The sequence below is a fragment of the Alicyclobacillus sacchari genome (assembly GCF_004366795.1).
Classification (GTDB): Bacteria; Bacillota; Bacilli; order Alicyclobacillales; family Alicyclobacillaceae; genus Alicyclobacillus; species Alicyclobacillus sacchari.
On the sequence record NZ_SORF01000009.1, the window covers coordinates 62,190 to 88,031 of the forward strand.

28 protein-coding genes are annotated in these 25,842 nt (G+C 54.3%); 18 read left to right on the top strand and 10 right to left on the bottom strand.

Annotated elements, in window-relative coordinates:
* Positions 1–124 precede the first annotated feature (124 nt).
* Together C7445_RS10040 and C7445_RS10045 are read left to right on the top strand one after the other, a co-directional pair.
* Positions 125–1,651: an aldehyde dehydrogenase family protein gene (locus C7445_RS10040; RefSeq protein ID WP_243835115.1), complete on the top strand. Its 1,527-nt coding sequence runs from the start codon at positions 125–127 to the stop codon at positions 1,649–1,651.
* Between the two features lie 142 nt (positions 1,652–1,793).
* Entirely contained in the window at positions 1,794–2,999 is a 1,206-nt protein-coding gene (locus C7445_RS10045; protein WP_134159948.1) for an iron-containing alcohol dehydrogenase, read from the top strand.
* A gap of 182 nt (positions 3,000–3,181) precedes the next feature.
* Here C7445_RS10045 and C7445_RS10050 read toward each other — a convergent pair whose 3' ends face one another.
* A complete protein-coding gene (locus C7445_RS10050) occupies positions 3,182–3,730 on the bottom strand; it encodes a transcription repressor NadR (RefSeq protein ID WP_134159950.1) in 549 nt (182 codons plus the stop codon).
* Positions 3,731–3,984: 254 nt separating this feature from the next.
* On the opposite strand from C7445_RS10050, the gene C7445_RS10055 reads away from it, so the two are divergent.
* The 3 genes from C7445_RS10055 to C7445_RS10065 all read left to right on the top strand — a co-directional run bounded on the left by C7445_RS10055 (position 3,985) and on the right by C7445_RS10065 (position 5,762).
* A complete protein-coding gene (locus C7445_RS10055) occupies positions 3,985–4,566 on the top strand; it encodes a hypothetical protein (protein WP_134159952.1) in 582 nt (193 codons plus the stop codon).
* Positions 4,567–4,654: 88 nt separating this feature from the next.
* Positions 4,655–5,068, top strand: a complete 414-nt coding sequence (locus C7445_RS15010; protein ID WP_166669087.1) for a thiol-disulfide oxidoreductase DCC family protein — start codon at positions 4,655–4,657, stop codon at positions 5,066–5,068.
* A gap of 64 nt (positions 5,069–5,132) precedes the next feature.
* On the top strand, positions 5,133–5,762 hold the full coding sequence (locus C7445_RS10065; protein WP_243835126.1) for a trimeric intracellular cation channel family protein: 630 nt from the start codon (positions 5,133–5,135) through the stop codon (positions 5,760–5,762).
* 15 nt (positions 5,763–5,777) lie between these two features.
* Here the strand turns inward: C7445_RS10065 and C7445_RS10070 are convergent, their stop codons facing one another.
* The gene (locus C7445_RS10070; RefSeq protein WP_134159958.1) at positions 5,778–6,395 is read right to left on the bottom strand and encodes an alpha/beta hydrolase; all 618 of its coding nucleotides are present in this window, start codon (positions 6,393–6,395) and stop codon (positions 5,778–5,780) included.
* Positions 6,396–6,401: 6 nt separating this feature from the next.
* Positions 6,402–7,358, bottom strand: coding sequence for a ring-cleaving dioxygenase (locus tag C7445_RS10075; protein WP_134159960.1), 957 nt, complete (start codon positions 7,356–7,358; stop codon positions 6,402–6,404).
* A gap of 536 nt (positions 7,359–7,894) precedes the next feature.
* Here C7445_RS10075 and C7445_RS10080 point away from each other — a divergent pair.
* The 6 genes from C7445_RS10080 to aroA all read left to right on the top strand — a co-directional run bounded on the left by C7445_RS10080 (position 7,895) and on the right by aroA (position 13,057).
* Positions 7,895–8,260: a TIGR02328 family protein gene (locus C7445_RS10080; protein WP_134159962.1), complete on the top strand. Its 366-nt coding sequence runs from the start codon at positions 7,895–7,897 to the stop codon at positions 8,258–8,260.
* A gap of 135 nt (positions 8,261–8,395) precedes the next feature.
* Complete coding sequence (locus C7445_RS10085) at positions 8,396–9,613, top strand: glycosyltransferase (RefSeq protein WP_243835116.1); 1,218 nt, start codon at positions 8,396–8,398, stop codon at positions 9,611–9,613.
* A gap of 9 nt (positions 9,614–9,622) precedes the next feature.
* Positions 9,623–10,264 (top strand): adenylyl-sulfate kinase, encoded by a 642-nt coding sequence (cysC, locus tag C7445_RS10090; RefSeq protein ID WP_134159964.1) that lies wholly within the window; start codon positions 9,623–9,625, stop codon positions 10,262–10,264.
* A complete protein-coding gene (locus tag C7445_RS10095; protein ID WP_424923004.1) occupies positions 10,261–11,190 on the top strand; it encodes a sulfotransferase family protein in 930 nt (309 codons plus the stop codon). The genes cysC and C7445_RS10095 overlap by 4 nt, the downstream gene beginning before the upstream one ends.
* A 19-nt stretch (positions 11,191–11,209) precedes the next feature.
* Positions 11,210–11,695, top strand: a complete 486-nt coding sequence (locus C7445_RS10100; protein WP_134159968.1) for a nitroreductase family protein — start codon at positions 11,210–11,212, stop codon at positions 11,693–11,695.
* A gap of 15 nt (positions 11,696–11,710) precedes the next feature.
* Complete coding sequence (gene aroA / locus C7445_RS10105; RefSeq protein ID WP_134159970.1) at positions 11,711–13,057, top strand: 3-phosphoshikimate 1-carboxyvinyltransferase; 1,347 nt, start codon at positions 11,711–11,713, stop codon at positions 13,055–13,057.
* Here the strand turns inward: aroA and rnz are convergent.
* Positions 13,038–13,982, bottom strand: a complete 945-nt coding sequence (rnz, locus tag C7445_RS10110; RefSeq protein ID WP_134159972.1) for a ribonuclease Z — start codon at positions 13,980–13,982, stop codon at positions 13,038–13,040. The two genes, aroA and rnz, sit on opposite strands and share 20 nt — an antisense overlap.
* Positions 13,983–14,012: 30 nt before the next feature.
* A complete protein-coding gene (locus C7445_RS10115; protein ID WP_134159973.1) occupies positions 14,013–15,221 on the bottom strand; it encodes an MFS transporter in 1,209 nt (402 codons plus the stop codon).
* A gap of 142 nt (positions 15,222–15,363) precedes the next feature.
* Here C7445_RS10115 and C7445_RS10120 point away from each other — a divergent pair, with 142 nt between their 5' ends.
* Entirely contained in the window at positions 15,364–15,804 is a 441-nt protein-coding gene (locus tag C7445_RS10120) for a MarR family winged helix-turn-helix transcriptional regulator (protein ID WP_243835117.1), read from the top strand.
* Positions 15,805–15,921: 117 nt separating this feature from the next.
* Positions 15,922–17,397, top strand: coding sequence for a potassium/proton antiporter (locus C7445_RS10125; RefSeq protein ID WP_134159975.1), 1,476 nt, complete (start codon positions 15,922–15,924; stop codon positions 17,395–17,397).
* Here C7445_RS10125 and pgaD read toward each other — a convergent pair.
* The 3 genes from pgaD to C7445_RS14615 all read right to left on the bottom strand — a co-directional run bounded on the left by pgaD (position 17,346) and on the right by C7445_RS14615 (position 19,631).
* Entirely contained in the window at positions 17,346–17,837 is a 492-nt protein-coding gene (gene pgaD / locus C7445_RS10130) for a poly-beta-1,6-N-acetyl-D-glucosamine biosynthesis protein PgaD (protein ID WP_134159977.1), read from the bottom strand. The two genes, C7445_RS10125 and pgaD, sit on opposite strands and share 52 nt — an antisense overlap.
* Positions 17,834–19,063, bottom strand: coding sequence for a poly-beta-1,6-N-acetyl-D-glucosamine synthase (gene pgaC / locus C7445_RS10135; protein WP_208320887.1), 1,230 nt, complete (start codon positions 19,061–19,063; stop codon positions 17,834–17,836). The genes pgaD and pgaC overlap by 4 nt, the downstream gene beginning before the upstream one ends.
* A gap of 427 nt (positions 19,064–19,490) precedes the next feature.
* Positions 19,491–19,631: a hypothetical protein gene (locus C7445_RS14615; RefSeq protein WP_166669081.1), complete on the bottom strand. Its 141-nt coding sequence runs from the start codon at positions 19,629–19,631 to the stop codon at positions 19,491–19,493.
* Between the two features lie 177 nt (positions 19,632–19,808).
* Between C7445_RS14615 and C7445_RS10140 the strand changes: the two genes are divergently transcribed.
* The 4 genes from C7445_RS10140 to C7445_RS10155 all read left to right on the top strand — a co-directional run bounded on the left by C7445_RS10140 (position 19,809) and on the right by C7445_RS10155 (position 22,581).
* The gene (locus tag C7445_RS10140) at positions 19,809–20,741 is read left to right on the top strand and encodes an ABC transporter ATP-binding protein (protein ID WP_134159981.1); all 933 of its coding nucleotides are present in this window, start codon (positions 19,809–19,811) and stop codon (positions 20,739–20,741) included.
* Entirely contained in the window at positions 20,738–21,487 is a 750-nt protein-coding gene (locus C7445_RS10145; RefSeq protein WP_134159983.1) for an ABC transporter permease, read from the top strand. Before C7445_RS10140 ends, C7445_RS10145 begins: the two co-directional genes overlap by 4 nt.
* 541 nt (positions 21,488–22,028) lie before the next feature.
* Positions 22,029–22,388 carry a histidine kinase dimerization/phosphoacceptor domain-containing protein gene (locus C7445_RS10150; RefSeq protein WP_279586213.1) on the top strand — a complete coding sequence of 120 codons (360 nt, stop codon included), beginning with the start codon at positions 22,029–22,031 and terminating at the stop codon, positions 22,386–22,388.
* A 13-nt stretch (positions 22,389–22,401) separates the two neighbouring features.
* On the top strand, positions 22,402–22,581 hold the full coding sequence (locus C7445_RS10155) for a response regulator transcription factor (RefSeq protein ID WP_243835118.1): 180 nt from the start codon (positions 22,402–22,404) through the stop codon (positions 22,579–22,581).
* A 7-nt stretch (positions 22,582–22,588) separates the two neighbouring features.
* Here C7445_RS10155 and C7445_RS10160 read toward each other — a convergent pair whose 3' ends face one another.
* Positions 22,589–24,040 carry an MFS transporter gene (locus C7445_RS10160; RefSeq protein ID WP_134159987.1) on the bottom strand — a complete coding sequence of 484 codons (1,452 nt, stop codon included), beginning with the start codon at positions 24,038–24,040 and terminating at the stop codon, positions 22,589–22,591.
* Positions 24,041–24,168: 128 nt separating this feature from the next.
* Here C7445_RS10160 and C7445_RS10165 point away from each other — a divergent pair, with 128 nt between their 5' ends.
* Positions 24,169–24,897 carry a metallophosphoesterase family protein gene (locus C7445_RS10165; protein WP_134159989.1) on the top strand — a complete coding sequence of 243 codons (729 nt, stop codon included), beginning with the start codon at positions 24,169–24,171 and terminating at the stop codon, positions 24,895–24,897.
* On the opposite strand, the gene C7445_RS10170 is transcribed toward C7445_RS10165, so the two are convergent.
* Positions 24,874–25,401, bottom strand: coding sequence for a hypothetical protein (locus C7445_RS10170; protein ID WP_243835119.1), 528 nt, complete (start codon positions 25,399–25,401; stop codon positions 24,874–24,876). The two genes, C7445_RS10165 and C7445_RS10170, sit on opposite strands and share 24 nt — an antisense overlap.
* Positions 25,402–25,842: the final 441 nt, after the last annotated feature.

Genomic DNA, 25,842 nt, shown 5'->3' on the forward strand with positions numbered 1-25,842 from the left:
ATTTTGGAAGGGCACGAAAACTGTTGCTTTCGCAGAAATGTGCGGATTTGACGAATCAAGTGCGTGAGGGTCAAATCGGGACTGCAATGAATGCGCTTACAAAATTTGTTCGATTCAAGGGGTGATGATTGTGGCAGCCGATCTGGAAATACAGAGTTTCCCGCTGTTTATTGGCGGTCACTGGGTACCTGCGCGATCCGGAGAAACGTTCGAGGTCATGAATCCTGCGACCGGCCAAGTTGTTGCCAAAGTCGCAAAGGCAGGCAAGGAAGACGTGGATTACGCCGTGCTGGTAGCCCGTACAACCTTTGATAGTGGTGTATGGTCGGAGCTATCACCTGAAGCGCGTGCTGCCATGCTCATGTCATTTGCTCAAAAAATTATGGAAAATGCTGATGAACTGGTCTATCTAGAGTCTATTAGTTCAGGTGGCACGGTTCGACGTATTGCGTTGTCTGACATTCTGCAAATTGGCGATCTCCTTGTTCAGACCGCAAAGTTCGTACAGGAGTACAAGTATGTGGAGCATCTCCCGATACCGACCGTCCCTGGTCCCGCTGAGGGGCAGGTATGGCGTGAACCAATTGGCGTGTGCGCGGCCATTACACCATGGAACTTCCCAATGATGCTCGCGATGTGGAAGGTCATTCCGGCCTTGGCGATGGGCAACTGTATTGTGGTGAAGCCAGCGTCAAACACGCCTTTATCCACCTTAAAGTTGGCCGAGTTGGCAGTGCAGGCTGGCATCCCGGGAGGCGTGTTGAATGTCGTTGCGGGTCCCGGTGCGAGTACCGGGGAGGCACTGGTCACACATCCATTGGTAGATAAAGTTGCTTTTACTGGATCGACTGAAGTTGGCAAACGGATTATGCATATGGCTTCTGGATCTGTCAAGAAAATTTCACTCGAACTTGGCGGCAAATCTCCGTCGATCATCCTGCCGGACGCGGATTTGGAAATTGCCATTCCTGGTGCATTGTTTGGGGTATTCATGCACTCAGGGCAAATCTGTGAGTCTGGAACAAGGTTGTTTGTGCATGAATCGATGTATAGCGAGGTTATTGAGCAACTAGCTTCGAAAGTGAAGGACATTAAGTTGGGGAACCCACTCAGCGAGCGGACAGGCATGGGGCCAGTGGTGTCGAAGCAGCAGTTTGATATCGTGCTCAACTACATCCGTCTCGGCCAAGAGGAAGGCGCGCGGCTTGTGTGCGGGGGCAAACCAGCTGTTGTGGAGGGATGTGAAGGCGGCTATTTCATCGAACCAACTATCTTTGCCGATGTCAGGAATGACATGCGGATCGCGCAGGAAGAGATTTTTGGTCCAGTGCTGGCGGTAATTCAATACAAAGAAGTGGAGGAAGCAATTCGCTTGGCCAACGATACCATATATGGTCTTGCAGCGGGCGTCTGGACCCGCAACATCAATGAAGCTTACCGGATTGCACGCAAATTGCGGGCAGGAACCGTATGGATCAACGACTGGCACTTGCTGCGCTCGGACGCTCCATTTGGCGGATATAAGCAGAGTGGATTTGGCCGCGAACTAGGGAGACACGCATTGGACGAGTACACGCAGTTAAAACATGTCCATGTTTCACTGGTGCCTGAGTTGGAAAAGCGCCATTGGCTCGGCATGTTGTTTGGCTAATCCGTGGTCGTTTAGTCGGCGTTTCGAATGTATATGTATCTTGTACAAGAAATGCAGTTGGGTAGCGGTAACTCGCGATGAAATCAACGTGTAGGGGCACCGCAAATTGTGAGTGAAGTGCATTCGGAAAGGTGGTACGGGAATGACCACGTCCTACTTTCAGTTTGGTGTGCGGACGGCAGTGCACAGTGGCGCTGGCTGCCGTACATTGTTGCCGGAATTGTTGCGTGGACTTGGTGGACGCAAAGCTCTGCTGGTCACCGATAAAGGTGTGACTCAGGCTGGGGTGACTGCGCAGGTCAGTCAGTTGTTTGACGTTTCCTGGCAGCCGGTTCGACTTGTCGGCATATTTGATGACGTGGAGCAGGACGCGAAAGCAGCTGTTATTAATAAGGCGGTCGCGCAGTTCAAGGCGCTTGGTGCGGACTGTCTCATTGCCTTGGGTGGTGGCAGTGTCCTCGACACTGTGAAGGCCATGAAGTGGATGATGCACAAAGGATTGCAGGATGTGCGTATGGGGCTTGTTACAAACACCATTGAGATGTTTCCGGAGGCACAGTACATTCCCATTCCGCATGTGGCATTGCCGACCACAGCCGGTACAGGTGCGGAAGTATCCCCCATCGCGGTCGTTTTCAACGAAACGCTGAACATAAAGACGAATCTCATTAATCCATTCGTGGCGGCGGATTTTGCACTGCTCGATCCTGAATTGACCTTGGGCCTCCCCCCAAAAATCACTGCATTTACCGGATTTGATGTGCTGACACATGCATTAGAAGCCTACTTTTCTCCGGCTGCCAATCCTATGACTGACGCATATGCAATTCAGTCAACCCGGTTGGTTGTTGAGAATCTGGAGACGGCGGTGAAGGAAGGATCGAATCTAAAGGCCCGAGCGAATATGTTGATTGCAAGCTGTATGGCCATCTCGGCATTCAGTGCAGCCCTGAACGCGATTCCCGTGCACAACATGGCGCATGCCCTGGGCGCCAAATTCAATATCCCCCATGGCCTGGCCAATGCCGTCTTGCTGCCGTACGTCATGGCATCGATGTCCGAGTTCTATCTAACGCGCTCGCGTGGATTTGCGGAAGTGCTTGGGTTACGATATGTGCCCGAGAGCTCCGAAGGCGCACTACAGGCTATCGTTGCCTATATCACAGATCTACGTAAGCGCGTGGGTTTGCCAGATACCTTTGCTGATTACAACATCCAGCAGAATGACTTGGTACAGGTAGTCAGGTTGGTGCAGTCCGATCCGGCCGGCATGGTGTTCAAACTGCCTGCCACAGTGATTGAACACGTCACCAAGCAGGTCATGGGAACCGTTGGCGCAGTCTCCTAATCCGTGAAACCCATACGAAAACACAGCGCCGCTTTGTACAGGAGTAAAGTCAGCTACGCCGCGATTAGGGCGTGGCGAATGGAAGCAAGCACGTGAAGGTCGTCCGCGGACGGCCTTTTACCATATATGGGCGATACAGGCGTGAGCTGTTTGTGCGGGCAGGGGAGCTGCCCGGTCTCGAACTATCTTTCCGGCATCATCGGCGACTCACTGCCCTCCAGGAGCCGAATGCCAGCGTGTGTCAGTTGGTTGAGGGCTTCTTGCAATTGTTCGTCTTCTTGGTATTCCACGCGGTGATAGTGATAACCACCTGTTAATGTCGATAGCAAAGGCGCCTGCTCGGTGCGGATTCTTTGCATAAATAAATCGACATCGCGGCGTGAAGACAATAGCAGGTTGCCCACCAATTCCCCATAGACTGGGTGCTCCACACGTACATCGAGCACACGTAAGCCACAGTCTACCAGAATGTATAGCTCCGTTGCGGTTTGTTCCGGCGTGTGGGAGACCGCCAAAACCGTTTGTTTGTCGGCAGGCAGTGCAGACTCGATAAGGTATCCTTTGGGGGTTGCAAAGATTCGTTGTCCAGCGGCACGCAAGAGCGCAATATCGTGCACAATGACCTGGCGTGTCACGCCTAATTCGTCAGCAAGCGCTTGACCTGGAACGGGTGCCGCCGCATTGACCAACAGGTTGAGCAAGGCAGCTTGGCGGTTCGTTAGAGGGGGCACATTGTTCACCCTTTATGATTATTCATTTGTTCCATTCCTGATTGTACTCAATGTGCCCGCAGCTTTCACCTTGATCCACCAGGGGCAAATCGTTGGTGGTATATCCTGTATTATTGCCGTCGATCAACGGTGTTCAGTGTCGTTCATAAAACCGTCAAATATGTGAGGGCTTTCTTCTGAGGCATTTTTGAGTTCGGAGGTTCAGCATACCCATTGAAGCGCGATCGCGCTGATTTTACAAGGGAGATGGGTGTATGAACCGCAAGCAGCGGATCAGCATGTTTGGAATGACAGCAGTGGCCATTCTGGCCTTGGCTGGGTGTGGTACATCTGCTAATAGCACGAGTGGTAACAGCACAAGTGGCGGTGCGGCAAGTACAACCGTTTCTTCGACAAAACATACGACGTCGGGGGATAAGGCGACTAGCGCAAAGAAATCTGCGGCAGTTAAGAGTACAACCACGAAGGCCACGACCAAAAGTACCGCAGCGACCTCGAACCAATCGAAAGCAAACAGTGTCCACGCGGCGAACGCCATCACAGTGACCTCGCCAAAGGCGGAACAAACGGTCGCGCCAGGGCAGACATTAACCGTTACAGGCACCGTCAGTCATAACTTTGCGCAGAAGGACGTACAGGTAACACTCTTGGATGGTACGGCGCACGCTTCTAAGACGCTGGTGACGACGATTTTCCAGGCTGGCAAAAATGATACATGGACTGGGAAGATTGTTGTTCCTAAGAGTTTGCCAAAGTCCAGCACAGAACTTGGTTTGGACGCGGAAGTGCTTGTCAAAGGCGGACCAGACGTTCAAACCATCCTCAAAGTAAAGTAAATCACGCTATACAAGGCACGCGCCGGACAATCCGGCGCGTTGATCATATATTGGGGGTATGTATGTCACTTGTATGGGTGGTAGGAGCATGGAGGAAAAGGACAAAATTATCATTTTGTTTGACGGTACCTGTTCGCTTTGTAACGGAGCTGTGAATTGGATTTTGAGGCGCGATCGCAAAGACACCTTTCGATTTGCTTTCCTGCAGTCTGGGTTTTCAGAAAGACTCGTTGTCGAGCACTCAGCGAACGCATGTTTCGCGGACTCGCTGATTGTCTTCGCTCGTGGTCAGCTTTATGAACGATCTGCCGCTGTCTTGCAAATTTGCACAGGGCTTCCGCAACCATGGTCATGGCTGCGGTATTTGGCATGGATTCCACAGGACACGCGCGATACAATATACGATTGGATTGCTAGACACCGGTATGCTTGGTTCGGCCAGCGCAACGTATGCCGGATTCCGGCACGAAACGAGCGAGAGAAGTTTCTCGACGATTGGTGATATGGCAGTCGTTGCGGTCGAACGGTATCACCATGGCCGCCTTCTACGGCAGGAGGGATTTGCAATCGTCTGGGGCGTTTTGAATATCATTGGCACGGTTGCCTTTGCGGTCAGCGGCTCCCTGGTAGCTGTCGAGGAGCAGTTTGATTTATTAGGTGTGTTTATCTTAGGATTCGTCACTGCATTTGGCGGAGGCATGATTCGCAATTTGATAGTCGGTTTGCCGGTAGCGAATATCTGGCACCAGCCGTCTCTGTTTCTGACAGCCACCATTACGATAGGTATCGTATTTGTGCTGCCATACGACTGGATACACCGTTGGCAGCGAGTCGTCAGCTTTTTTGATGCGATTGGCTTATCTGCCTTTGCGATTGAAGGAGCGACTTACGCCCATCATGCACATAGCACATTCGCGACAACGCTTGTTGCCGCACTGATGACCGGCATTGGCGGCGGGATCATTCGCGACGTGTTGGCCGGGCGCAAGCCGCTCGTCTTCCAAGCCGAAGTCTATGCTGTTTGGGCGCTGTTTGCGGGGCTGTGTGTCGGATTGGGCATCGCTCCGGTGGCACCCGCTCAGTACGCCTTATTTGTCGTGGTTGTTGTGTTGCGGATGATTTCTCTACATTATGGCTGGCATTTGCCAAAGAAGGGGTCTCCGGGTACCGCTGAACACATCAACCACGATGTGTAAATCGTGAGCGAGAAGCTAGTTTTGCAGCTGTGCCATCCACTTCTGGGCCACCGTAAGTTCTGAATTTGTCAAACCGTGCCCTGTGTTTTGCCAATTAAGCGTGACCTCGGCGCCTGCCTGTTTGAGTAACTGCGCCAGTTTCTCACTGTTGCTTGCTGGGACAATCGGATCGTGTTTTCCTGATTGCATCAGCACACGCTTGCCTGTCAGGTCGGGTAGTTTGCTTGGTTCAAGGGGAACCATCGCGCGGAACAAGATGGCTCCCGATAAAATGCCTGGCTTGAGGAACAACATACTAGCCGCTATATTAGCCCCGTTGGAGTAACCTACAGCATAGATTCGCTCTGGGTTGAGCGCATACGTGTTGGCTGCTTCCTCAACAAATTGAGCGAGTTCATGCGTACGGAAAATGAGATCCTCTTCATCGAATACGCCTTCCGCTAGTCGACGGAAGAAACGTGGCATACCGTTTTCAAGGACTTTACCGCGTACCCCAAGCATTGCGGCATGAGGAGCTAAAAATTGCCCCAGGGGAAACAAATCCTCCTCGTTTCCCCCGGTTCCGTGCAACAGAAGCAATGTGATCTCATTTGTCCCGGTCGCAGACGGAATCAACTTGTGTATGAAGGTCATGATGGGCTATCTCCTAATCTTTGGAACGTTGATAGGTGGCAATTGAGCCTCCAAGCTGGAACGGGTGGGTTCGAGCCATTCGGGTAGCTTTAAATCCGATCCCAAGTTCTCCACGGATTCATCGATCGCGAATCCCGGCGGATCGGTTGCTAATTCAAATAGAACACCGCCTGGTTCGCGGAAGTAAATGGATTTGAAGTAGTTTCGGTCTTTGACTTCCGTGACATGCAGCCCAACATCCAGCAGCTTTTGTTGCCAACGAACGAGTTCATCTTCGTTGGCTACACGCCAAGCAATGTGGTGGATTGACCCGATGGATTGTCTCCCATATGAGGCATCTGCCTGGCTAATGACGTCGATTATGGTACCAGGCCCGCCTTCCCCGACCTCGTAGCGAAAACGGTAACCGTTCTGTTCAATCAGCTGGAAGCCCATCACGTCCTGGAGCAACGCGGAAGTTAAGGCGTGATTCTTGACTTTTATTGTGACGCCGTAAAATCCGCGGATCGCATGCTCACTTGGCACAGGGCCATCCTTCCATCCCGGTCGCGTCTCGGCACCTTCATGAGCAACCAGTTCGAGCGCAAGACCATCTGGGTCGTGGAACGTGATGACCTGTCGATGATTCGGCCGTTCTTCCGGACCACTGACAGACACAGCGTGGTCTTGCAAGCGTTGGATCCAAAAGGCGATCGATTCAGGCCGAATGGAAAACGACGTCGCGGTTGCCTGGCCCGCTCCGCTGCGACTTCTTGGACCTTCGCCGAATGGGAAAAACGTGAGGATCGTTCCAGGATTGCCGACGGTGTCGCCATAATAAAAGTGGTACACATCCGGAGCATCGAAGTTCACCGTCTTCTTAACCAACCGAAGCCCGAGAACGCCAACGTAAAAATCTACATTGGCTTGTGCCATGCCTGACATCGCGGTGATATGATGAATGCCGAGAATCTTATTGCTCACAAAATTCTACTCCTTCCGGGATTGAAGTCATTACATGCCGGGACGGTGACCGCAATGGCGTTGACCATTTGGACTGGACATCGTCTATCGTGCCGCGCTACCTCACAGGTCTCCCCTCGAACAGAAATCATCGTGATCAAATAGATGTGCAATATGCAGCAACCGTTTAGTGGCGTCGGTGGGCAAAAGCCAAGATCCAAGTCAATCGCAATCCATCGATGCGGATGTCAAAAAGTTTATAAACTTACTTTTCGTAAACACAAACAACACTGAGTACACTACATGGTGGCCTCCTATTTGTCAATGCATGCGTGACAAGAACAGGTGAAGCCAACGTGTGTGCTTCAGTTTCGGGATTCGCAGTGAAAGGCAGAGGCTCCACTTTCCGTTGACTTTGGTGTCTTGACTGCATTCGCCTTTTCTCAAAAAAATCTCAATGAAGTCTCAATGCTTTATCTGTATACTGAACATGTGTCTCGTTCCCTGAAGCATCAAAGGGTGTGCGCGGGGGCTTACCTAGGTTCAAGGAGGCACGCATGCGCCTGTGGCATGAAGCGCTGATGGCCGTTTTGCCGCGCCAACAGCTATTGGGTCAACATCGGGAGTGCTGTGCTTTGCGCGGGCTTGGCTGGAATCGCCCGCATGCGACGGTCAACTATGTGTTCCGTCATCCCTATGAGTATCTTGTCCAGTATCACGGCCTTGTGATGGACGAAATGCAGGTGCACGGCTATCGTGTGGCACCAGAATGGCGCGTCCCCGGTTATCGGGGGCGACGCCTCGCTTCCATCGCGACGGATCCGCGTAGGTACTCGCCCACGAAGCCAATTTACCCTGAGCACGACGATAGATATCTGCAGGAGTGCCGTGAAAATCTGCGCAGGAAGGGTATCGAACTCTGATGTGCATGCGATTGGGACGTTCCTGTCGCTGCTTGTTTCGTTGTTGATACTTTGCCCTTTGTGTAGACTAGGGACGTTCACAGCGAGGAGATCACGGTACATATCAATGCAGCCTATCGAATAGGGGGAAGACCCGTGACCAGGGTGAAACCGACCGTATTGGTCGTTTCCTACTTTGCGCCGCCGCAATTAAACGCGGAGGCCATTTTGGTGTGGAAGACGTTGCGTGAATTGGCCAGCCATTTTCGGCTGCGGCTTGTGACAAGTGATGAGAGAGCGGGATCGGATACGCGTTTGCAGGTGCCTGACGCAGTGGAAGTCATTCGAGCGCGGACATGGAAGCCCGCAGCGTATAAACCGCGTCGAGCCTTGGAGAAGTTGATGGGGCTTGCGGTTGATGAACAGTACTTGTGGGCCAAAGCCACGCATCTCGATGTAGCGCAAAGGCAGTGTGATGCCATTTACAGCCGCTCTCAGCCAGGCGCAAGCCACATCCTTGCCTTAGCGGTCAAACGGCGGACAGGGAAGCCGTGGATTGCACAGTTTAGCGATCCCTGGGCCAATAATCCGTATCACACCCATCATACGAGCAGACGGAAGCAGTACAACCAGCGTATGGAGCAGGCTGTCGTTACGGAAGCTGATGTGTTGATCTTTCCGACCTCGGAAATTCGGGAGATGTACGAGCGCTCGTATCCGGCATTACCCATTGCACAGAAATCAGTGATTTTACCGCATCACTTCACGCCGGAACTCTACCCAAACGATGTTGTTCGCGCACCCGAACTCGTGGGCAAGTGTGTCTTCTCCTATATGGGTGATTTTTACGGGGCGAGGTCGCCCGAGCCGTTTCTGTCCGGCTTGCACAAAGCTGTGGCCGCCGATCCAGCGATGGCAGCGCGCACAGTTGTGCAATTTTTCGGTAACGTGGAGGCCAAATTTGCCGATCTCGTCGCACACTCGCCGGTCCCTGTGCACCGTGGTCGCGTATCCTATCTCGAAAGTTTGAACATGATGCGGCAGTCGGACGTCCTTTTATTGATTGACGCTCCATCCGCAAATGGGAGAAATCCATTTTTGGCGTCCAAGTTGATCGATTATCTGGGAGCCGGGAGGAGAATCCTGGGTATTACCGACAAGCAGGGGACAGCGGCAAATCTTTTGCGCCAGTACGGCCATATCGTTGTCAGCCCGCGCGATCCCGATGGCATTGAAGCGGGCATTCGCCGTTGTTTTTCAGAGTTTCAATCGGGTATGGCAGACCAGGTCGCCATTCCGGAGGAGTTTACGACGCAGCATGTGGTTGGCCAGCTGGCTGACGTGATGGAACGCTTGCTGCACAAAACAAAGTGAGGTTACGACATGAATTCAATCGTATGGCAGCCGACGCCTGTGACAAAAGAGGATCGACGCCGTTTGAACGGCCATTCGAGTTGCGCGATTTGGCTTACAGGATTGTCAGGCGCCGGTAAGTCGACTATTGCGTGCGAACTTGAACTCACGTTGCACCGACGCGGTTTGCGTACGTATCTGTTGGATGGCGACAACTTACGTCATGGTATCAATGCCGATCTCGGCTTTAGCGAGGCGGATCGCAGTGAGAACATCCGACGCGTGTCCGAGATTGCCAAATTGTTCGTCGATGCCGGGATGATCGTCATTGCGGGACTCATCTCGCCCACGCGCGAGGATCGCGAAAAGGCTCGTCATCGCTTCGGGGAGCGAGAATTTTTCGAAGTCTATGTCGAGTGTCCCATTGAGGTGTGCAAAGAGCGGGACCCAAAAGGGCTCTACAAAAGAGCATTGGCTGGTGAGATTCGCAATTTTACCGGGATCGACGCGGTCTACGAGCCGCCGGAGAACCCGGATATCGTGTTACATACGGATCGGATGGCGGTGTCCGATTGTGTTGCAGAGATCATTCGCGAATTGGAAGAGCAAGGTGTTGTGCCGAGGGCAGCCGGAGTTGAGCAGGCCGCAACAACTGTTGATGATCGGAGGTGAAGAAGTTGGGGAAGCCGAATTTCTTTATTGTCGGCGCGGCAAAGTCGGGGACGAGTTCGTTGGACCGCTATTTGAGCCAACATCCTGAGGTGTTCATCCCACCGAAAAAAGAAGCACACTACTTCTCAATTCCGGATTTTCCGCCGACATTCCGCGGACCAGGCGACGAAGGTATGAACTTGTATACGATTCGCGATCGCGCAGAATACGACCTTTTGTTCGACGGTGTGCGCGACGAGAAGGCGGTCGGCGAGTCGTCCGTGTTCTACTTGTATTATCCCGGGACGGCCAAACGGATGCACGAGGCGTACCCGGGCGCGCGAATCATCATCATGCTGCGCAATCCCGTCGATCGCGCCTTTTCCGCATACATGCATCTCGTGCGCGATGAAAGGGAGCACTTGCCATTCCGCGAGTCCTTGGCAAAAGAGGACGAGCGCATCGCGGGCAGTTTCGAACCATTGTGGTATTATCGAGCCGTCGGCCTGTATGCTTCGCAGGTGCAGCGCTATTTCGACGTATTTGGACCGGATCGCGTGAAGGTGATTATTTTTGAAGAATTTTCGCGCAATCCGGTGGCCGCTGTGCGCGAGGTCTGCACCTTTCTTGGGGTTTCTTCCGATTTCACGCCTGACACTTCGATCCGCCACAACGAATCCGGGGTGCCCAAGTCACGGGCGATTTACAACTTTATTTCGAAACCGCACGGCATTAAAGAGATTGTCAAACCATTGCTGCCGGCGAGTTTCCGTGAGCGGCTTGGCAACCAAGTGAAATCGATGGTACTGGAACGGGTGCAGATGGAACCGGCGGTCCGCACTGAATTGGAGCGTTATTTCGCGTCGGACATCGCGGCTTTGGAAGACGTGCTTGGACGGGATTTGTCCATCTGGCGCAAGCGCAAGCAGCAGGCGAGCGGACAGTAAAATGTGAGGGGGAGAAACGATGGACGTGCTGGAAGCGATTCGCACACGGCGTCATATCAAATTTTTCAAGCCAGAACCGATTGACGAAGCGCTATGGATGAGCTGGTTGGAAGAAGCAAAATTTGCGCCCAACCATAAGATGACCGAGCCTTGGCAGGTTCTGGTTGTGGGGTCCGAGACGCGGGCGCAGTTGAAGCATGGGCAAAATTTTGGCGATGCGCCGCTGGTTCTAGCCATTTTGTCGAAACGCGGCCAAACGCAACTGGAGCGCGATGAAAACCTCATGGCTGTCTCGTGCTTTATACAGAATTTTAGTCTTTTGGCACAAAGTCATGGCGCGGGGATCCGCTGGACCTCTTTAGGTTGGACGGACGCGGCGCGCGAGGTGCTCGGTGTAGGGCCGGACTACGAGGTCGCCAATATCATCGGCGTGGGCTATCCCCGCGAAGTACCGGAGGCGAAGTCACGCGAGCCGATTGCCAATCGGATCAAGCGGCTTCCATAAGAACGGGGTGAGCGAATGTCATCGCAGGAAGCGGATTTACACGCGAGATCGCCATGGGCGTTGCACGGTGTTCACCTGGCTGCCATCACACCTGCGACACAGCCTATCGTTGCGGATGTCATTGTACCAGGCAGCAAGAGTGTGACCAATCGGGCCTTGGTCATTGCAGCGCTGGCCGAGGGAGTGTCGCGACTTTCCGGTGTGCTGCGAAGTGACGATGCGTATTGGTGCATCGAGGCTTTGCGGCAGTTGGGCGTTCGCGTTGAAGTGCGGCCCGAGGCGGTGGTTGTCGAAGGTACGGGCGGCTCTTGGCCGAACGCCAATACCGAGGTGTACACAGGTGCTGGCGGTACTGCGGCCCGCTTTTTGACAAGTGCACTGGCGGCTGGACACGGTTCATGGGTTATCCGCGGTAGTCGCCGAATGAACGAACGTCCGATGGGTGAACTGTTTCAGGCGCTTACCGCGCTTGGCGCAGTCATCACGCCTATGTCTGAGCGCCCGCATACACTTCCGATTCGCCTGGAGGCCAATGGACTTACAGGTGGCACCGTTCACATGTCTGGGGCCACGTCGTCGCAATTCATCAGCGGGATGTTAATTGCGGCGCCGTACGCACAATCTCCGTTGACTGTGGAGATTGTCGATCACATCGTACAGCACGCGTACGTCCACATCACGCTCGATATGATGCGTGACTTTGGCGCGCGGGTGAAGGAACTGTCCGGGCTGTCCGCCATGCAAGTGGAAGCATCGCCTTACATAGGCAGGGAATACGAGATTGAAGCGGATGCATCGACGGCTTGTTACTTTTGGGCGGCCGCGGCGCTCACCGGCGGGCAGGTCCGTGTCCAGAACCTGCGGTATGATACGCGTCAACCGGACGTGCATTTTGTCGATGTCCTCGCACAGATGGGTTGTGCCGTGGACACCTCAGGACAAGGCATCGTGGTGCGGGGGCCAGAGCGCCTGCGTGGCGGCATGACCGTCAGTATGAAGGAAATGTCAGATCAAACGCTGACATTGGCGTTTATCGCACCGTTCGCTGATGGCCCCATTTCGATCACGGATGTCGAACACATTCGGCATCATGAATCGGATCGGTTACATGTCATTGTCGAGACGTTGCGCAGCTTGGGGATTGCTGTGGATGAGCGAGCAGACGGAGTGACAATCTACCCCGGTGCCCCGCATGGAGCCCGCCTTTCTTCGTTTGATGACCATCGTGTGGCGATGGCGGCTTCACTCATCGGCTTGGTTGTGCCGGGCATTGAAATTGAGGATCCGGGCTGCGTGTCAAAAACGTGTCCGATGTTTTTTGACAAATTACAGGAGATTGGCATCAACATCGCTTTGACATGACACGCTCCACCAGCACAGACAAGTGGTCGTGCGCGAGTATGGTATTGGGAAAGATGCGTTTGGCGTCCGCGAGCAGTTGCTCTTCGCCGTCGTGATCGTAGCGCGAACTCACATGAGTTAAGACCAGCTTGCGTGCACCAGCCGCGCGCGCCACGGCGGCGGCCTCGGCCGCCGTGGAATGGTGATGGCGAGCGGCGAGATCGGCGTCGGCAGCGGTATATGTGGCTTCGTGCACGATGATGTCGGCGTCGCGAGCTAATTCCACGGCTTCGTCACAAGGGCGGGTGTCGCCAAGAATGGCAATAATGCGCCCTGGTTCGGGCGGATCGACATAGTCGGCAGCGACGAGGGTGCGCCCGTCCGGCAAGGTGACGTCATGCCCTGATTTAATCTTCTTGTACAGCGGGCCTGGCGGCAGGCCTGCCGCTTCGAGTAAGTCCTTGCGCAAAGCGCCTGGAAACGGTCTTTCTTCAACGCGATATCCGTACGACGGGATGCCATGGCGCAAACGCCGATAGCTCACTCGATAATCCCCATCTATCACCACATCGCGCACCGCATCGCTGATTTCCGTGACTTCCCATGGGTATAAAATATGCGATCCGCCCGTTTCGACAGCAGTTTTCAGGAATGTGCGAAGGCCAAGCGGTCCGAGGATGGACAGTGGGCCGCTACCCGCCTGAAAGGAACGGCTGCCGAGCATTCCCGGCAAGCCGAAGATGTGGTCGCCATGTAAATGTGTGATGAATATGCGGTCTACCTTGGCAGGGCCAAATGGCGCCGTCAGCATTTGCTGTTGCGTTCCTTCGCCACAGTCAAACAGCCAAACTCTGCTTGTCCCACGCGAAAGGCGCAGCGCGATGGAAGTCACGTTGCGCCTTGTCGACGGAAGCCCGGCACCTGTCCCCAGAAAGTAGAGTTCCATGTCAACGCTCCTTCGCGCGCCATGGACAAATCAATGCGAACTGGCATTGACATGGCGCAACACGTTTCTGCCCAGGAACAGTATACCCAAAGCCACCAACACGCCGATACAGCCAACGTAAAACGGCATAGCAGGTCCAACGGCGTCACTGAGCTTGCCAGCCAACCATGGGGCTACGGCACCCCCCACGAAGCGGACAAAACTGTATGCGGCAGATGCAGTGGGCCGTTCAACTGGAGCGGCCTGCATGACCGCTGTCGTGATCAGCGTATTGTTCACACCAAGGAACGCACCTGCGACGATGATGCAAATGACCAGTGCGATCTGCGAGTGGATACCCAGTCCCATGACGAGCAAATCCGCAGCAAACAGGGTGAGAATTCCGTACATGGTGCGCAAGACGCCAAATCTCTCAGCCAGTTTCGGGGCAACGAACACGGATGTGATTGCAAGCAAAACACCCCATCCAAAGAAGGTGTAGCCAATGCCGTGTGCGCTCATGTGAAGCGGGTACGGAGCATAGCCAAGCAACGTGAAAAAGCCAAAGTTATAAAAGAGCGCAGTCAGACCCAATGTGAGCAAACTGAGATGACGCAACGCTTGGAATGGAGCCAAGATGGATGCCCGGTGCGCAGGCTTGGGAACGCCACGCAGGAATAAAAGAACCGCGATAAATCCAATCGCCATCAAGATGGCGACGCCGTAGAATGGATAGCGCCAGCTGTGCGAACCGAGTGTACCGCCAAGCAAGGGACCCACGGACATGCCAAGTCCCAGTGCGGCTTCGTACAAGATGACAGCGCTGGCGGCGGAACCGCGTGCAGAGGAAACGATCACGCTGAGCGCTGTCGCGATAAACATCGCGTTACCCACACCCCAGCCGCCGCGAAAACCGACAATTTGACCGACGCTTCCGGATCGGCCAGCAAAAAATGAAAAAGCGGTAATAAATAGTAGACCGATGAGCAGCGTGTACTTAGGCCCGATACGTGTGCTGATGAAGCCGGTGAACACCATCATGCAGCCGGTGACGAGCATGTAGCTGGTGAACAACAATTCGGTTTGTGCTTTGGTAGCATGCAGTTGTGCACTGATCGCCGGTAAAATGGGATCGACCAGGCCCAACCCCATAAAGGCGACGACGCAGGCGAATGCGACGGCCCAAACCGGAGCTGGCTGCCGCAAAATACTGGCTTCGGCCTCTGCAAATTCGTCCGGCGCCTGTGATTGTGCAGACATCATACATTCCCCCTGTGGACTGCTGGGTTGTGCTTGAGCGCATGGCTCACTTGAATACGACAACTATTGTATTATACAACTGTTTCAGAATGAATGCATGGTCTTGGATGGATATTCAGACGTTGGTTTGGAGGCGAGGAGTATGGACGTGTTGCAAGAACTCGAGCGGGAAGTGGCTGTCTTCGCAAGGCGGGTGGAAGGGGCTAGGCAGAGTTGGCAACGACATCAGGATCTTGACCGTTCTGCGTACCTCATTTTATTGGCTCTAGCAAACGATGGACCATTGGCGGTTGGGCAACTTGCAAATACGTTCCAACTCGATATCTCCACCATCAGCAGGCAATTGGCGCCCATTGTCGATGCTGGTTTGGTCGCCAAAGAGCGTGGCGAAATCGACAAACGCCAGGTTAGGCTTTCGATCACGCCGGAAGGCAGCGCGGCGCTCGAAGCCACGCGCGAATCACGGCGCCAGTTGTACGCGGAACTGCTTGCGGACTGGTCCGAGGCGGATCGCGAACACTTTCTCGGCTTACTGAAACGATTCAACGAGCGACTGCTGGAACGCCAGCAACTTGATCGCTAAAGAAGGATTCTGGCGATCGCGATTGCGATCATGTTTTGGACGGCAATCCTGTAAAAATGAAACGTCGGCTTGGCTTCGCGAGCTGGCGCAAGTTGCTTGCAGGAGGACACACCACACATGAATACCGCTACGTTGATGGTCGCCGTGATTTTGCTCGCTGGTGTGCTGCTCGCTCGTGCGAATCGGCGGCTTGGCTTCCCGGCTCTGATCAGCTTTGTTGCAGTTGGAGCAGCGATGGCGGCGCTGATCCCGAGTTTGCTGGAAAATGTGACGCCAACCGTCGCCAAGAATTTGAGTTACGTGGCCATGGCCATGATTTTGTTTGAAGGCGGTCTTCATACGTCCATGCGCCGCGTCCGCCGCGCCTTAGCTCCGGCTTTGTCCTTGGCAACCGTCGGAGTGCTTGTGGCTTCCGCCTTGATGACCGTGATTGTCCATCTCATCCTGAAGTTGCCTTGGTTGCCATGCGCCATGCTCGGCGTTGCCGCCAGTTCCACCGACGCGGCTTCGGTGTTCAGTGTCTTGGGGAACACATCGCTGCGCGGCAGGTTGGCGGATGTGCTGGAAGTCGAATCTGGTACAAACGATCCGATGACGTTTTTTCTGATGACTGTGCTGATTCAGTGGTCGCGGATAGGCGTTCCGCACCATAGCAGCGGTTTCTTGCACGTCGCCGTTTTCTTCTTGCTGCAAATGGGCGTGGGTATACTGGTCGGCGTCATCATCGGATGGGCGGGGCGCTTCTTGCTCACCCGTGTCGATCTCGACACCGTCGGCTTGTATCCCACGTTATCGCTTGCCATTGCGCTACTTTCGTTCGCGCTCGCGCAGAGCCTGGCTGGTAGTGGCTTTCTTGCCGTCTATACGACAGGTGTCGTGATCGCCAGCGGCCGCTTGGAGCAGCGGTTTACTGTCGTCCGCTTTCATGAGGGACTGGCGTGGACCATGCACGTCTTGATGTTTGTGGTCCTCGGTTTCTTCCTTGTGCCTCGCGACTTTGTCAACATCTCTGTGCAAGGTGTTTTGCTTGCGTTTGCAGCGATCAGCCTGGTTCGTCCCATGGCTGTCTGGCTGGCCACCTTCGGCATGGGATTTTCGGCTGAGGAAAAGTGGTTCCTGGCATGGGCGGGGTTGCGCGGCGCAGCGCCAATTGTTTTGATTTTATCGGCGGTTGAGGCTCAGGTTACGGGGTACATTGTGCTGATCGAAATTGTGTTTTTCATCGTGATCGCATCGACCTTGATTCAGGGACTCACGGTGCAGTGGCTGGCGGAAAAATTTGAACTTGTCGCCGAAACACCATCCGAGAGCATATTGGATCTCATGTCTCTCACTCGTGAGACCGCCGTGGTCGTACCGGTGGAGATTGCTGCCGAATCACCGTATGTAAACGTGCGTCTGCAGGATATTCCGTTTCCAGATCACACGTTGTGCTATGGCGTTGTTCGCGGGGCGAGGGCCATTGTTCCACGCGGACACACGCGCCTGCGCGTGGGCGATCATTTGCTCATTCTTGCGGAAACGTGTCAGGTTCCTGACATTCATCGTTTGTTTGCCAGCGAACCCGTCGGCGATGCGGCGATGCTACCGTAACCTGTTGATGAGTCGATCCCCCAGTTGACAACTGCGGAATGTTGCCATGTCTCGATTTGCGGTGGATCGATGCCGAGCCTCTCCGCGAGTTCGTCGGCCGTGACGTCGCGCGGAAACTTCCTTCGGTGCAAGCTCCCAAACCGTCGCTTGTTATACACAACCCAAGTGCCAAACACACAGAGCGAGGCGCAGCCGACGACACCCGCGTCGCGCAGGAAGATGAGCAAAGATGCGTTCGAAAGGCCGAACATAAAATCGAGTGTCACATGCCGCGCCCCAAATACCCAAAGGCAGAGCGCCAACAAAAGCTGCAGCAGCACGCTGCCAACGCATAGCCATCCTCCGAGGGTCAGCAATGTTTCGGCGAAACGCCGAGGTTTGGAGCGATGCGGGCTTGCATTGATGACCATGTCATTCCAATGTGTTCTTACATCTTTCACGACGACATCCCTCGATCTGGACTGTGCCAAGTTGCATATGTCCTTTTTCCCCGCAGCATGCGCCACAGGGCACGCGGTGTTGCCAACGCTACGACAAAGGCTCCGATGACCCAGTACAATGCAGGGTACCAGATTGCGTAAAAGTAGTAGGCCATAAAACGTGGCGGTTCATACTTTCTTTCGAGAAGAAGTGCTGCAATCGATTGGCATAGTGACATCAGGCCCAGGCAGGTGCCTCCTGTTCTCACCATATTCCATGGCACCTTCCCATGAAGGGCCTGTATGATGAGCAGCACGAACGAGATAAGCCACAGATAGGACCATAGAATACTGACAGTTTCCTCAAGATAAATTGGAATAAGCCTTCTTTGTGACCATCTCTGCCAGACGGAGATGTTCTGTATCAGGACTTCGACACCACCCTGCGCCCAACGCATGCGTTGCCGCCATAAACCGCGCAAGGTCTCAGGCACCCACATCCAACAAAGGGCGCGCGGTTCGTACCGAATATCCCAGGCTTGTCGTTGTAGCTTCCAGGATATCGCGATGTCGTCGGTAATCATGTCTTCATCCCAGAAGCCACAATCGAGAATCGCGCGCTTTCGAAATGCGGCGATCACGCCGGAGACGGTCATCAGCTTGCCTAATATGCGCTGGGCTCGCTTAATCAGGCCTATGATACTACCGTATTCCACGACTTGGACCTTGCCCAACAACGTTGCTCGATTGCGCACGCGCGGGCTTCCAGTGACAGCCCCGACGCGCTCGCCGCCCGCATTGACGAAATGAGCCACCATGTAGCGCACAGCATCGGGGTGGATAACAGCGTCGGCATCGATGGTGACCAGGATTTCTCCACGGGACGCAAAGACGCCGGCATTGAGTGCGTGCGCTTTGCCGCAGCGTACCGGTATATTGACCATACGAATGCGCTTGTCGCTGGCCATCGCAGCGTATGCGACATCGACGGTATGATCTGTACTAGCGTCATTAAGCACAAGCACTTCGTAATTTGGATAGTCGATCACGCGAAGTGCGGATAGCGTTTCTTCGAGCATGGCCGCTTCGTTGTAACAAGGCACAAGAATCGAGACCATGGGTGTCATGCGCAACGTTGGCAGTGTATCAGTGGCATGGCGTTCGCGCCGCCAAAAAAATAGGGTAGCGCCCATCATCCACACCACACTCATGACGAATGGGTAGAAAAAAACGAATGGAAACAGCAAATCCGTGGCCACCTCTGTCATGCGTATTTCCATGGAGTCTGCAGTGGTACCATTGCGGACATCGGCATCGCATGTAACCTATGCTCACCGTTGAGCATGCGATAAGGACAAAGGATTACGTGTGTTTGCGCTGGTTTGGATTCAACATACTGCAGACGGGCGGCGACATACACTCGAAATCCTTCCCGCAGACGCCGATTTTCGCTTTGTATGGTTAATTCATGTAACCAGGCACCCTTACGTACCGCGGCTGAACGCTTTTCGTGCTTCTCCGGTGGAGGATATTACAACGAACATGGGAGGTGCCACGCGTCCACATATGTGTTTTGTGGTAAATGCGTCACCTTCGTGGAGCATGAAATGAGTGTTCTGAAGGGGCGTTTGCGGTTTTTACAAATACTGGATGACGGCTTGTCCTTCCTGGTTCTTAGTGCGATTCTTCACCGCTGGCCGCTTGTTCATCCTGCTGGAATCCGGGTAAATCCTCTGCCATTTCCAACAACGCTTCGTCGTTGTCCTCTTCGTCAAAATGGAGCCGTATGTCCAGACGCTGTCGGCGGATGTGCATGACCATCAACCTCCCTTGCCCAACCCTGGGTGATAGCATTATATATCTTGGCACCAGGTTACGTCACGATATGACAAATGTCATGTCAGATGGATGACAAGATCCACTTCAGACAGCAACCCGACAATCTGTATAATAGAGTCAATCCCGGTTCACTTGAGTGGAGGAGATTCATGAGTGGCAACCGCCATTTCCTTTGAAAACGTGGTCAAGCGATACCACGATATTTATGCGGTGAATGACGTATCGTGCGAGATTGAGGCCGGCTCCATCGTTGCCCTCCTCGGGCCCAATGGCGCTGGCAAGACGACGGCGATTTCGATCATGCTCGGCTTGACGAAGCCGACCTCGGGCCGTGTGCGCGCGTTTGGCGAGGATCCAATGCGCCGCGCCGCTCGCCGGCATTACGGTGTCATGCTGCAACAGGTGGGATTGCCGCAGAAGGTGCGTGTTGGTGAACTGGTCGACTGGTTCCGCAGCTTCTACGATGCGCCGCTTTCCACAGACGCATTGCTTGACATGGCCGATTTGCGCGATCTCGCTCGCAAAGAAGCGGTGAAATTGAGTGGTGGGCAGCAGCGGCGTTTACAATTCGCCATGGCCATGGCTGGCAATCCACGCATCCTGTTTCTCGACGAGCCGACAACGGGCATGGACATCTCGTCGCGGCGAGGGTTTTGGGATTATCTGCGCAAGTTCGCGAAGGAACGAGATCGAACCATCATTCTTACGACACACCACCTTGATGAGGCGGAAACGATTGCGGATCGGGTGCTCGTTATGCAAAAGGGACGCGTGATTGCCGACGGATCAGTGGATGCTCTAAAGCGCCAGGCTGGCAATCGGTATGTGAGTTTTTGGGCGGGGGAGGTTGTGACCGAAGATATGATTGCCGGGCTGCCACATGTCAACGAGGTGCGCTGGAGCGGACGGCATGTGCGTATTACCACCGATTCTCCGGACGACGTGTTGCGGGCCGTAATCCTCGCCAATTTGGATGTGTCTGGGTTCGAGGTGTCACAAGGGCAGCTCGAGGACGCGTTTGTGTCGCTCACCGCCAGAGACGAAGAGGAAGACGGAACGGTGTTTGATGGGAGGCGGCCTAGATGAAGGCGTGGCTACTACAGTGTAAATTCGAGATGCTGCGCAACTTACGCAATCGGCGCTTTTTCTTCTTCAGCATCTTGCTCCCGGTAGGCTTCTACTTTCTCTATGTCCATCTGGTCGGCAAGGCCGTTGTGATCGACGGTGTGAATTGGCCCACATACTATATGATTTCAATGGCGACCTTCGGCGTGGTCGGAACGGGATTAAATGGCCTGTCGTCGCGCGTTGCCTACGAACGAACGCAAGGCTGGGTCAAGTTGATGCAAACCACTCCGCAGCGGGCGAGCAACTACATCACGACGAAGATCGCGGCGAATGTCCTCCTCAACATTTGTGAAGTCGCGATTTTATTTGTGGCTGGAGCGGCGGTCGAACATGTGACGATGGGCGTCGGTGAATGGATGTTGGCGGCGATCACGACTATCCTGGGCGGATTGGTCTTTATTGCGCTTGGTATTCTCGTAGGCCATTTGGCAGGGAGCGACGCATCGCAGATTGTAGCCTCGATCCTTTATTTTCTCATGTCCATTACAGGCGGGCTTTGGATGCCCGTGTCCACAATGCCGTCCGTCATGCGGCATATCGCCAATTTCATGCCAACCTATCATCTCGCACACATTGCATGGAACGTCCTTGCAGGCAAAGGCATCGCGGTGACCGACATCTGGGTGTTGCTGGTGTATCTCGTTGTGTTTACAGGCCTGGCCGTGTATCTGGCAAATCGTCGCAGCGATGCACGCGTCGCGTAGCATCACTCGATCAAGGACCATGGCTGTACAAGGAAAGGAGCATGCAAGTTGCAGAAAACGCGACTGCCAAGGCGTGTTGCCGCGAAGATTGCCCGCATTTGGGGAAATGGCAACAACCGCATGCTGCTGTTTTTCCTTGCATAACTTCTGTATCCGGCGTCCTGCCTGTTCGGTTTGCCAATTGGGCAGCTTGGTCTCGGCCTCTTTGTCATGCTGATGTTTGGTATCGCCTATGCCTGTGTGTTCGTGGCCGGCGAAAGGCCCCGAGTCCGCCTCTTTGGTTGTCTCGTCATGGTCGCTTTACTGTGGTTCATGATGTGCATGTTTAACCTCGATTTTATCTACTTGGCCTACTGTCCTGTCGCCGCGCTTCCACGCTTCCACTGCGAAAAAGTCTATTGGCCTACGCCGGTTTTGCGCTTGGTACGTGGGCTATCATCGGCCTGGACGGGTTACTGGGGCAGCGCCGCCTTCCGGATGGTTTCGCCTATGCCCTCGCCGGCCTCGTGTTCAGTACGTTGATGATGATCTTCATGCTCCGGTGGCATCATTAATTGCGGGCCATGAACGAGAAGTTGACGGTGGCCCACGAGGAAATCTCGAGACTTTCGAAACAGCGGAACGAGCAAGAATCAGGCGAGACTTGCACGATGTCATGGGGCACCAATTGTCTCTCATCTCGCTCAAGGCCCAGGTAGCGGCGCGAGTGCTCCGAAAAACGGCCGATATCGATCGGGCTGTTCTGGAAATTGAGCTCATCGAGCGATCCGCTCGCGAATCGCTTGCCAAGGTACGTGACTATGTAGGGAACATGCGCCAGCCTGACTTCTTTGAAGGGTGGCAGAGCGCTTGGAGAGCGGGTTTTTCACCCGGCGTTGATGATGGCCGCCACTGCATCTGAAAAGCCACTGTCCATGCGTGAACGCGACGTGCTGCGCGGCGTCAAGCGCGGCCTGACGACGAAGGAAATTGCCAGTGAGTTGTACCTATCCGAAGGCACCGTGCGCAATTACTTATCTGAGGCCATCTCCAAAATGCGTTGCGCATCACGTCTGGATGCGGTCCGTCACGCAGAAAGCATGGGGTGGCTGTGATCGCGGTTCAGGGCAATTCGGTTGGCCGCGGGCCGCGTACCAATGATGCGATCATGCCAAGCATGGTTGCCAGTAGCAAGGCTGCCAGAGACATCCGAAAGCCTCCTGTGAGCAATGGCAGATCACGGACTGGCAAGTTCGCTCCGTTTCCTTGATAAATGGCACTTTGGAGCTTTGCTGGCAGCTTTGCGGCGACAAGAGTGAGAGACAAGGCTGTGCTCATGACTTGACCCATATTTTGCAACATGGAACGCAAACCGTTGGCGCTGCCTCGATAGGCCGGTTCGACAGTCGCCATAATCGAGGATGTATTCGGCGTCATGAACAATGCACTCCCCGCGCCGACGAGAAACATGCCCACGCCTTGCCAGAGATATGGGCTCTCAGCGGTCGAATACGGTATGAGTAACAGCACGCCCACGCCGGATAAGCCTAACCCGACACTCGAGAGTAAGCGTGCATCAAAGCGGCTAGCGAGCCAACCTGCGACGGGAGAGAGGAGAATCATGCCGATGGTCACGGGCAACACAGCAATACCTGCGAGAAACGGATCGCTTTGATGTACGGTCTGTTCGAATAATCCGAATAACAAGACCACCGCCGAACGGGCAAAGGCGTTCATAAAGGTGGCAGCATATGCGGCCGCATACCTGCGCTGGCCGAACAGGCGCAATTGCATGACGGGTGATGGCTGGCGCCACTCGTAGGCGAGAAAGACAGGGGTCAACAAGAGAAACGCCGCGAAACCAGTGAGTACAGATACGCTCGTCCAGCCGAGCGTCGCACCTTCGGAAAGTCCGAAAATCAGCCCGCTCAGGGCCACAAACAGCAACACATTGCCCCACCAGTCCAGACTTTCGCCTGTTCCTGAGCTGGGTAATGAACGCAGGGTGATGGCTGCCCAAATTACACCGAGGATGCCAATCGGGGCATTGAACCAAAAAACCCATTGCCATCCGAGTGTAGCCGCAAAGAAACCGCCAACAACGGGGCCAAGCAACTGAGCTACGGATGCGATCAGCACATTGATGCCAAGACCTTTTGACAACGAGCCCTCTGGAAACGCATCTGTAATCAGCGGCGTTGTGTTCGTGATGACAATGGCACCTCCCGCCGCTTGAATCGCCCTGAGTACCAAGAGTATCCAAATGTTCGGGGATAGTCCAATGAGAAAACTCACCACGGTAAATAGCGATAGACCTATGATGTAGAGCTTGCGCCTTCCAAACAGATCCGCAATGCGTCCGAAAATCAAAATAAAAACAGTATTGAACAACATGTACGAAAGTAGGATCCAGTTCGCCGTTGTCGCGGTCGCATGAAAATGTTTCACGACCACGGGCAAAGCCACGTTTAGTGAACCTACATTCAATGAGGTCAACAGAACGCCTAGACTCGTGACGGAGAGCACCAACCAGCCGTAGTGCTCCGATTTCTGTTGTGCGGTTGTCACAGCCATGAATCTCACCCCTGGCTTTCTGTATTTCGATATTAGAAATATAGCATAGACGAAGTGTTTTGCAGATTTGACTCTACAGGGCGGTACAATAGGGGGGTGGCTAAACTGGAACAAAAGGGGTGATCTCCGTGCGAGTTGCGTTTTTCTCAGATGTGCATGGCAACGAATTGGCTTTAGATGCTGTCTTACATGACATCCGAGAGATGGGATGCGACAAGGTGTACATGTTGGGAGATATCTGTTTCCGCGGATATGCGCCGAAGGCCTGTCTCGACAAGGTGATGGCCGTTGCCGACACCGTGGTTCGCGGCAACGCAGACGAGTGGATCGTGCGGGGTGTTCGCGAGGGCGAGGTGCCGCCGGACAGACTGGACGTGATGAACGGAGAGCGGGCGTTTGCGCTGCACCAGCTTACGGCTGAAGATGTGAAGCAACTAGCCGATTTGCCCATGACGTGCGAAAGCCTCAATCCTGAGCTCGATTCGACGTGGCTAGCGTTTCACGCGACGCCTGCGGACACGTTCGCCGTGGTAGCAGAGAGCGCTTCGGATCGCGCGATTGAGCAGTCTATTGTCGACGGTCACCCGCACAAGCTGTTTTTCTATGGGCATATTCATATTCCGTATGTGCGCCGAACTGGCGACCGAACCATTGTCAACATCGGCAGTGTTGGCATGCCGTTTGACGGAATCGCGCAAGCGTCCTATGCCATCGTCGACAGCAGCCGCTTTGATACGCAAATCCACTTGCGCCGCATTCCATACGATGTCGAGGCCGCCTGCAAACGGTACGAGGCAGCGGGGTATCCACTGGCAACGGCGATGGCGAACGTGCTACGCACGGCTCGTCCCCTCTGACATCTGTGTGAGCAGCGCTGCCGCCTGTTCGATCGCGCTTACCACAGCCGCCACTTGCGCTTGGTAGGCGGTTCGATCCCAACTGTTATAGGAGGGGTGAGGGACGTTTTCGATCACGCGCCACGCCGGATCGGACAGGCCCGCTAAGCGGAAGAACTTCTGTGCAAAACGACCGCATGGAATGAGGGTGACTGACCGCCCTCTGTAGGCCTGCAACTTGGTACGCAGGGCTTGGACAAGCCAGTTTTGGATATCTTGCTGGCGCGGATTAGGAAACGACAGACGCTGGTTTTGCGTGCGTACGACGTTCATGTCGCCGAACCAGTCGGAAAGCTGCTGTCGTGTGTCGGGATCGTACGCTTGTGCTTGCAGTGGAATGTTGCTGACGTTGATGAGACCGATGGCGCTAAGCCGCGGGCGACCTGCACCTGTTTCGGCATTCTTCTTGACCATACGGCCAAGCGGCATCCGGGCGTAGTCGAGGCCGAAGATATGCTTGCTCATCGTCGCCCCGGACGCTCCCGCCACAGGCGCTCCGAACTTGAGTTCCTGGAGGTGCGGAGATTCAAGAATGAATAGGCACGTAGATGTCTCTAAGACAATGTCAGATACATGGTACACAGTGGATAAGCGAGCAACGACATCTGCGAATGAATCGATAGAATGGAATGTTGATGTGGACGCCATTTGTAAACCCGCCTTACAACATGGGAATCGTCGTGAACGATCTCGTGATAACAGGATTGTCGAATCGATTGTAACATGGTTTAAATTGCCTGCCCACAAGCAATACTAGTGCCGGAGTGAACCATGCTGCTTAGCATGCAACGAACCTTGAGTTTCATGACGACGCCCGCTGACCGGGTGACCAATGAACCTTTTTCAAAATCGTCATATTGTGTGCGTGGGCAAGGGCGCGAAATCTGTCGGGACTTTGGTATCATC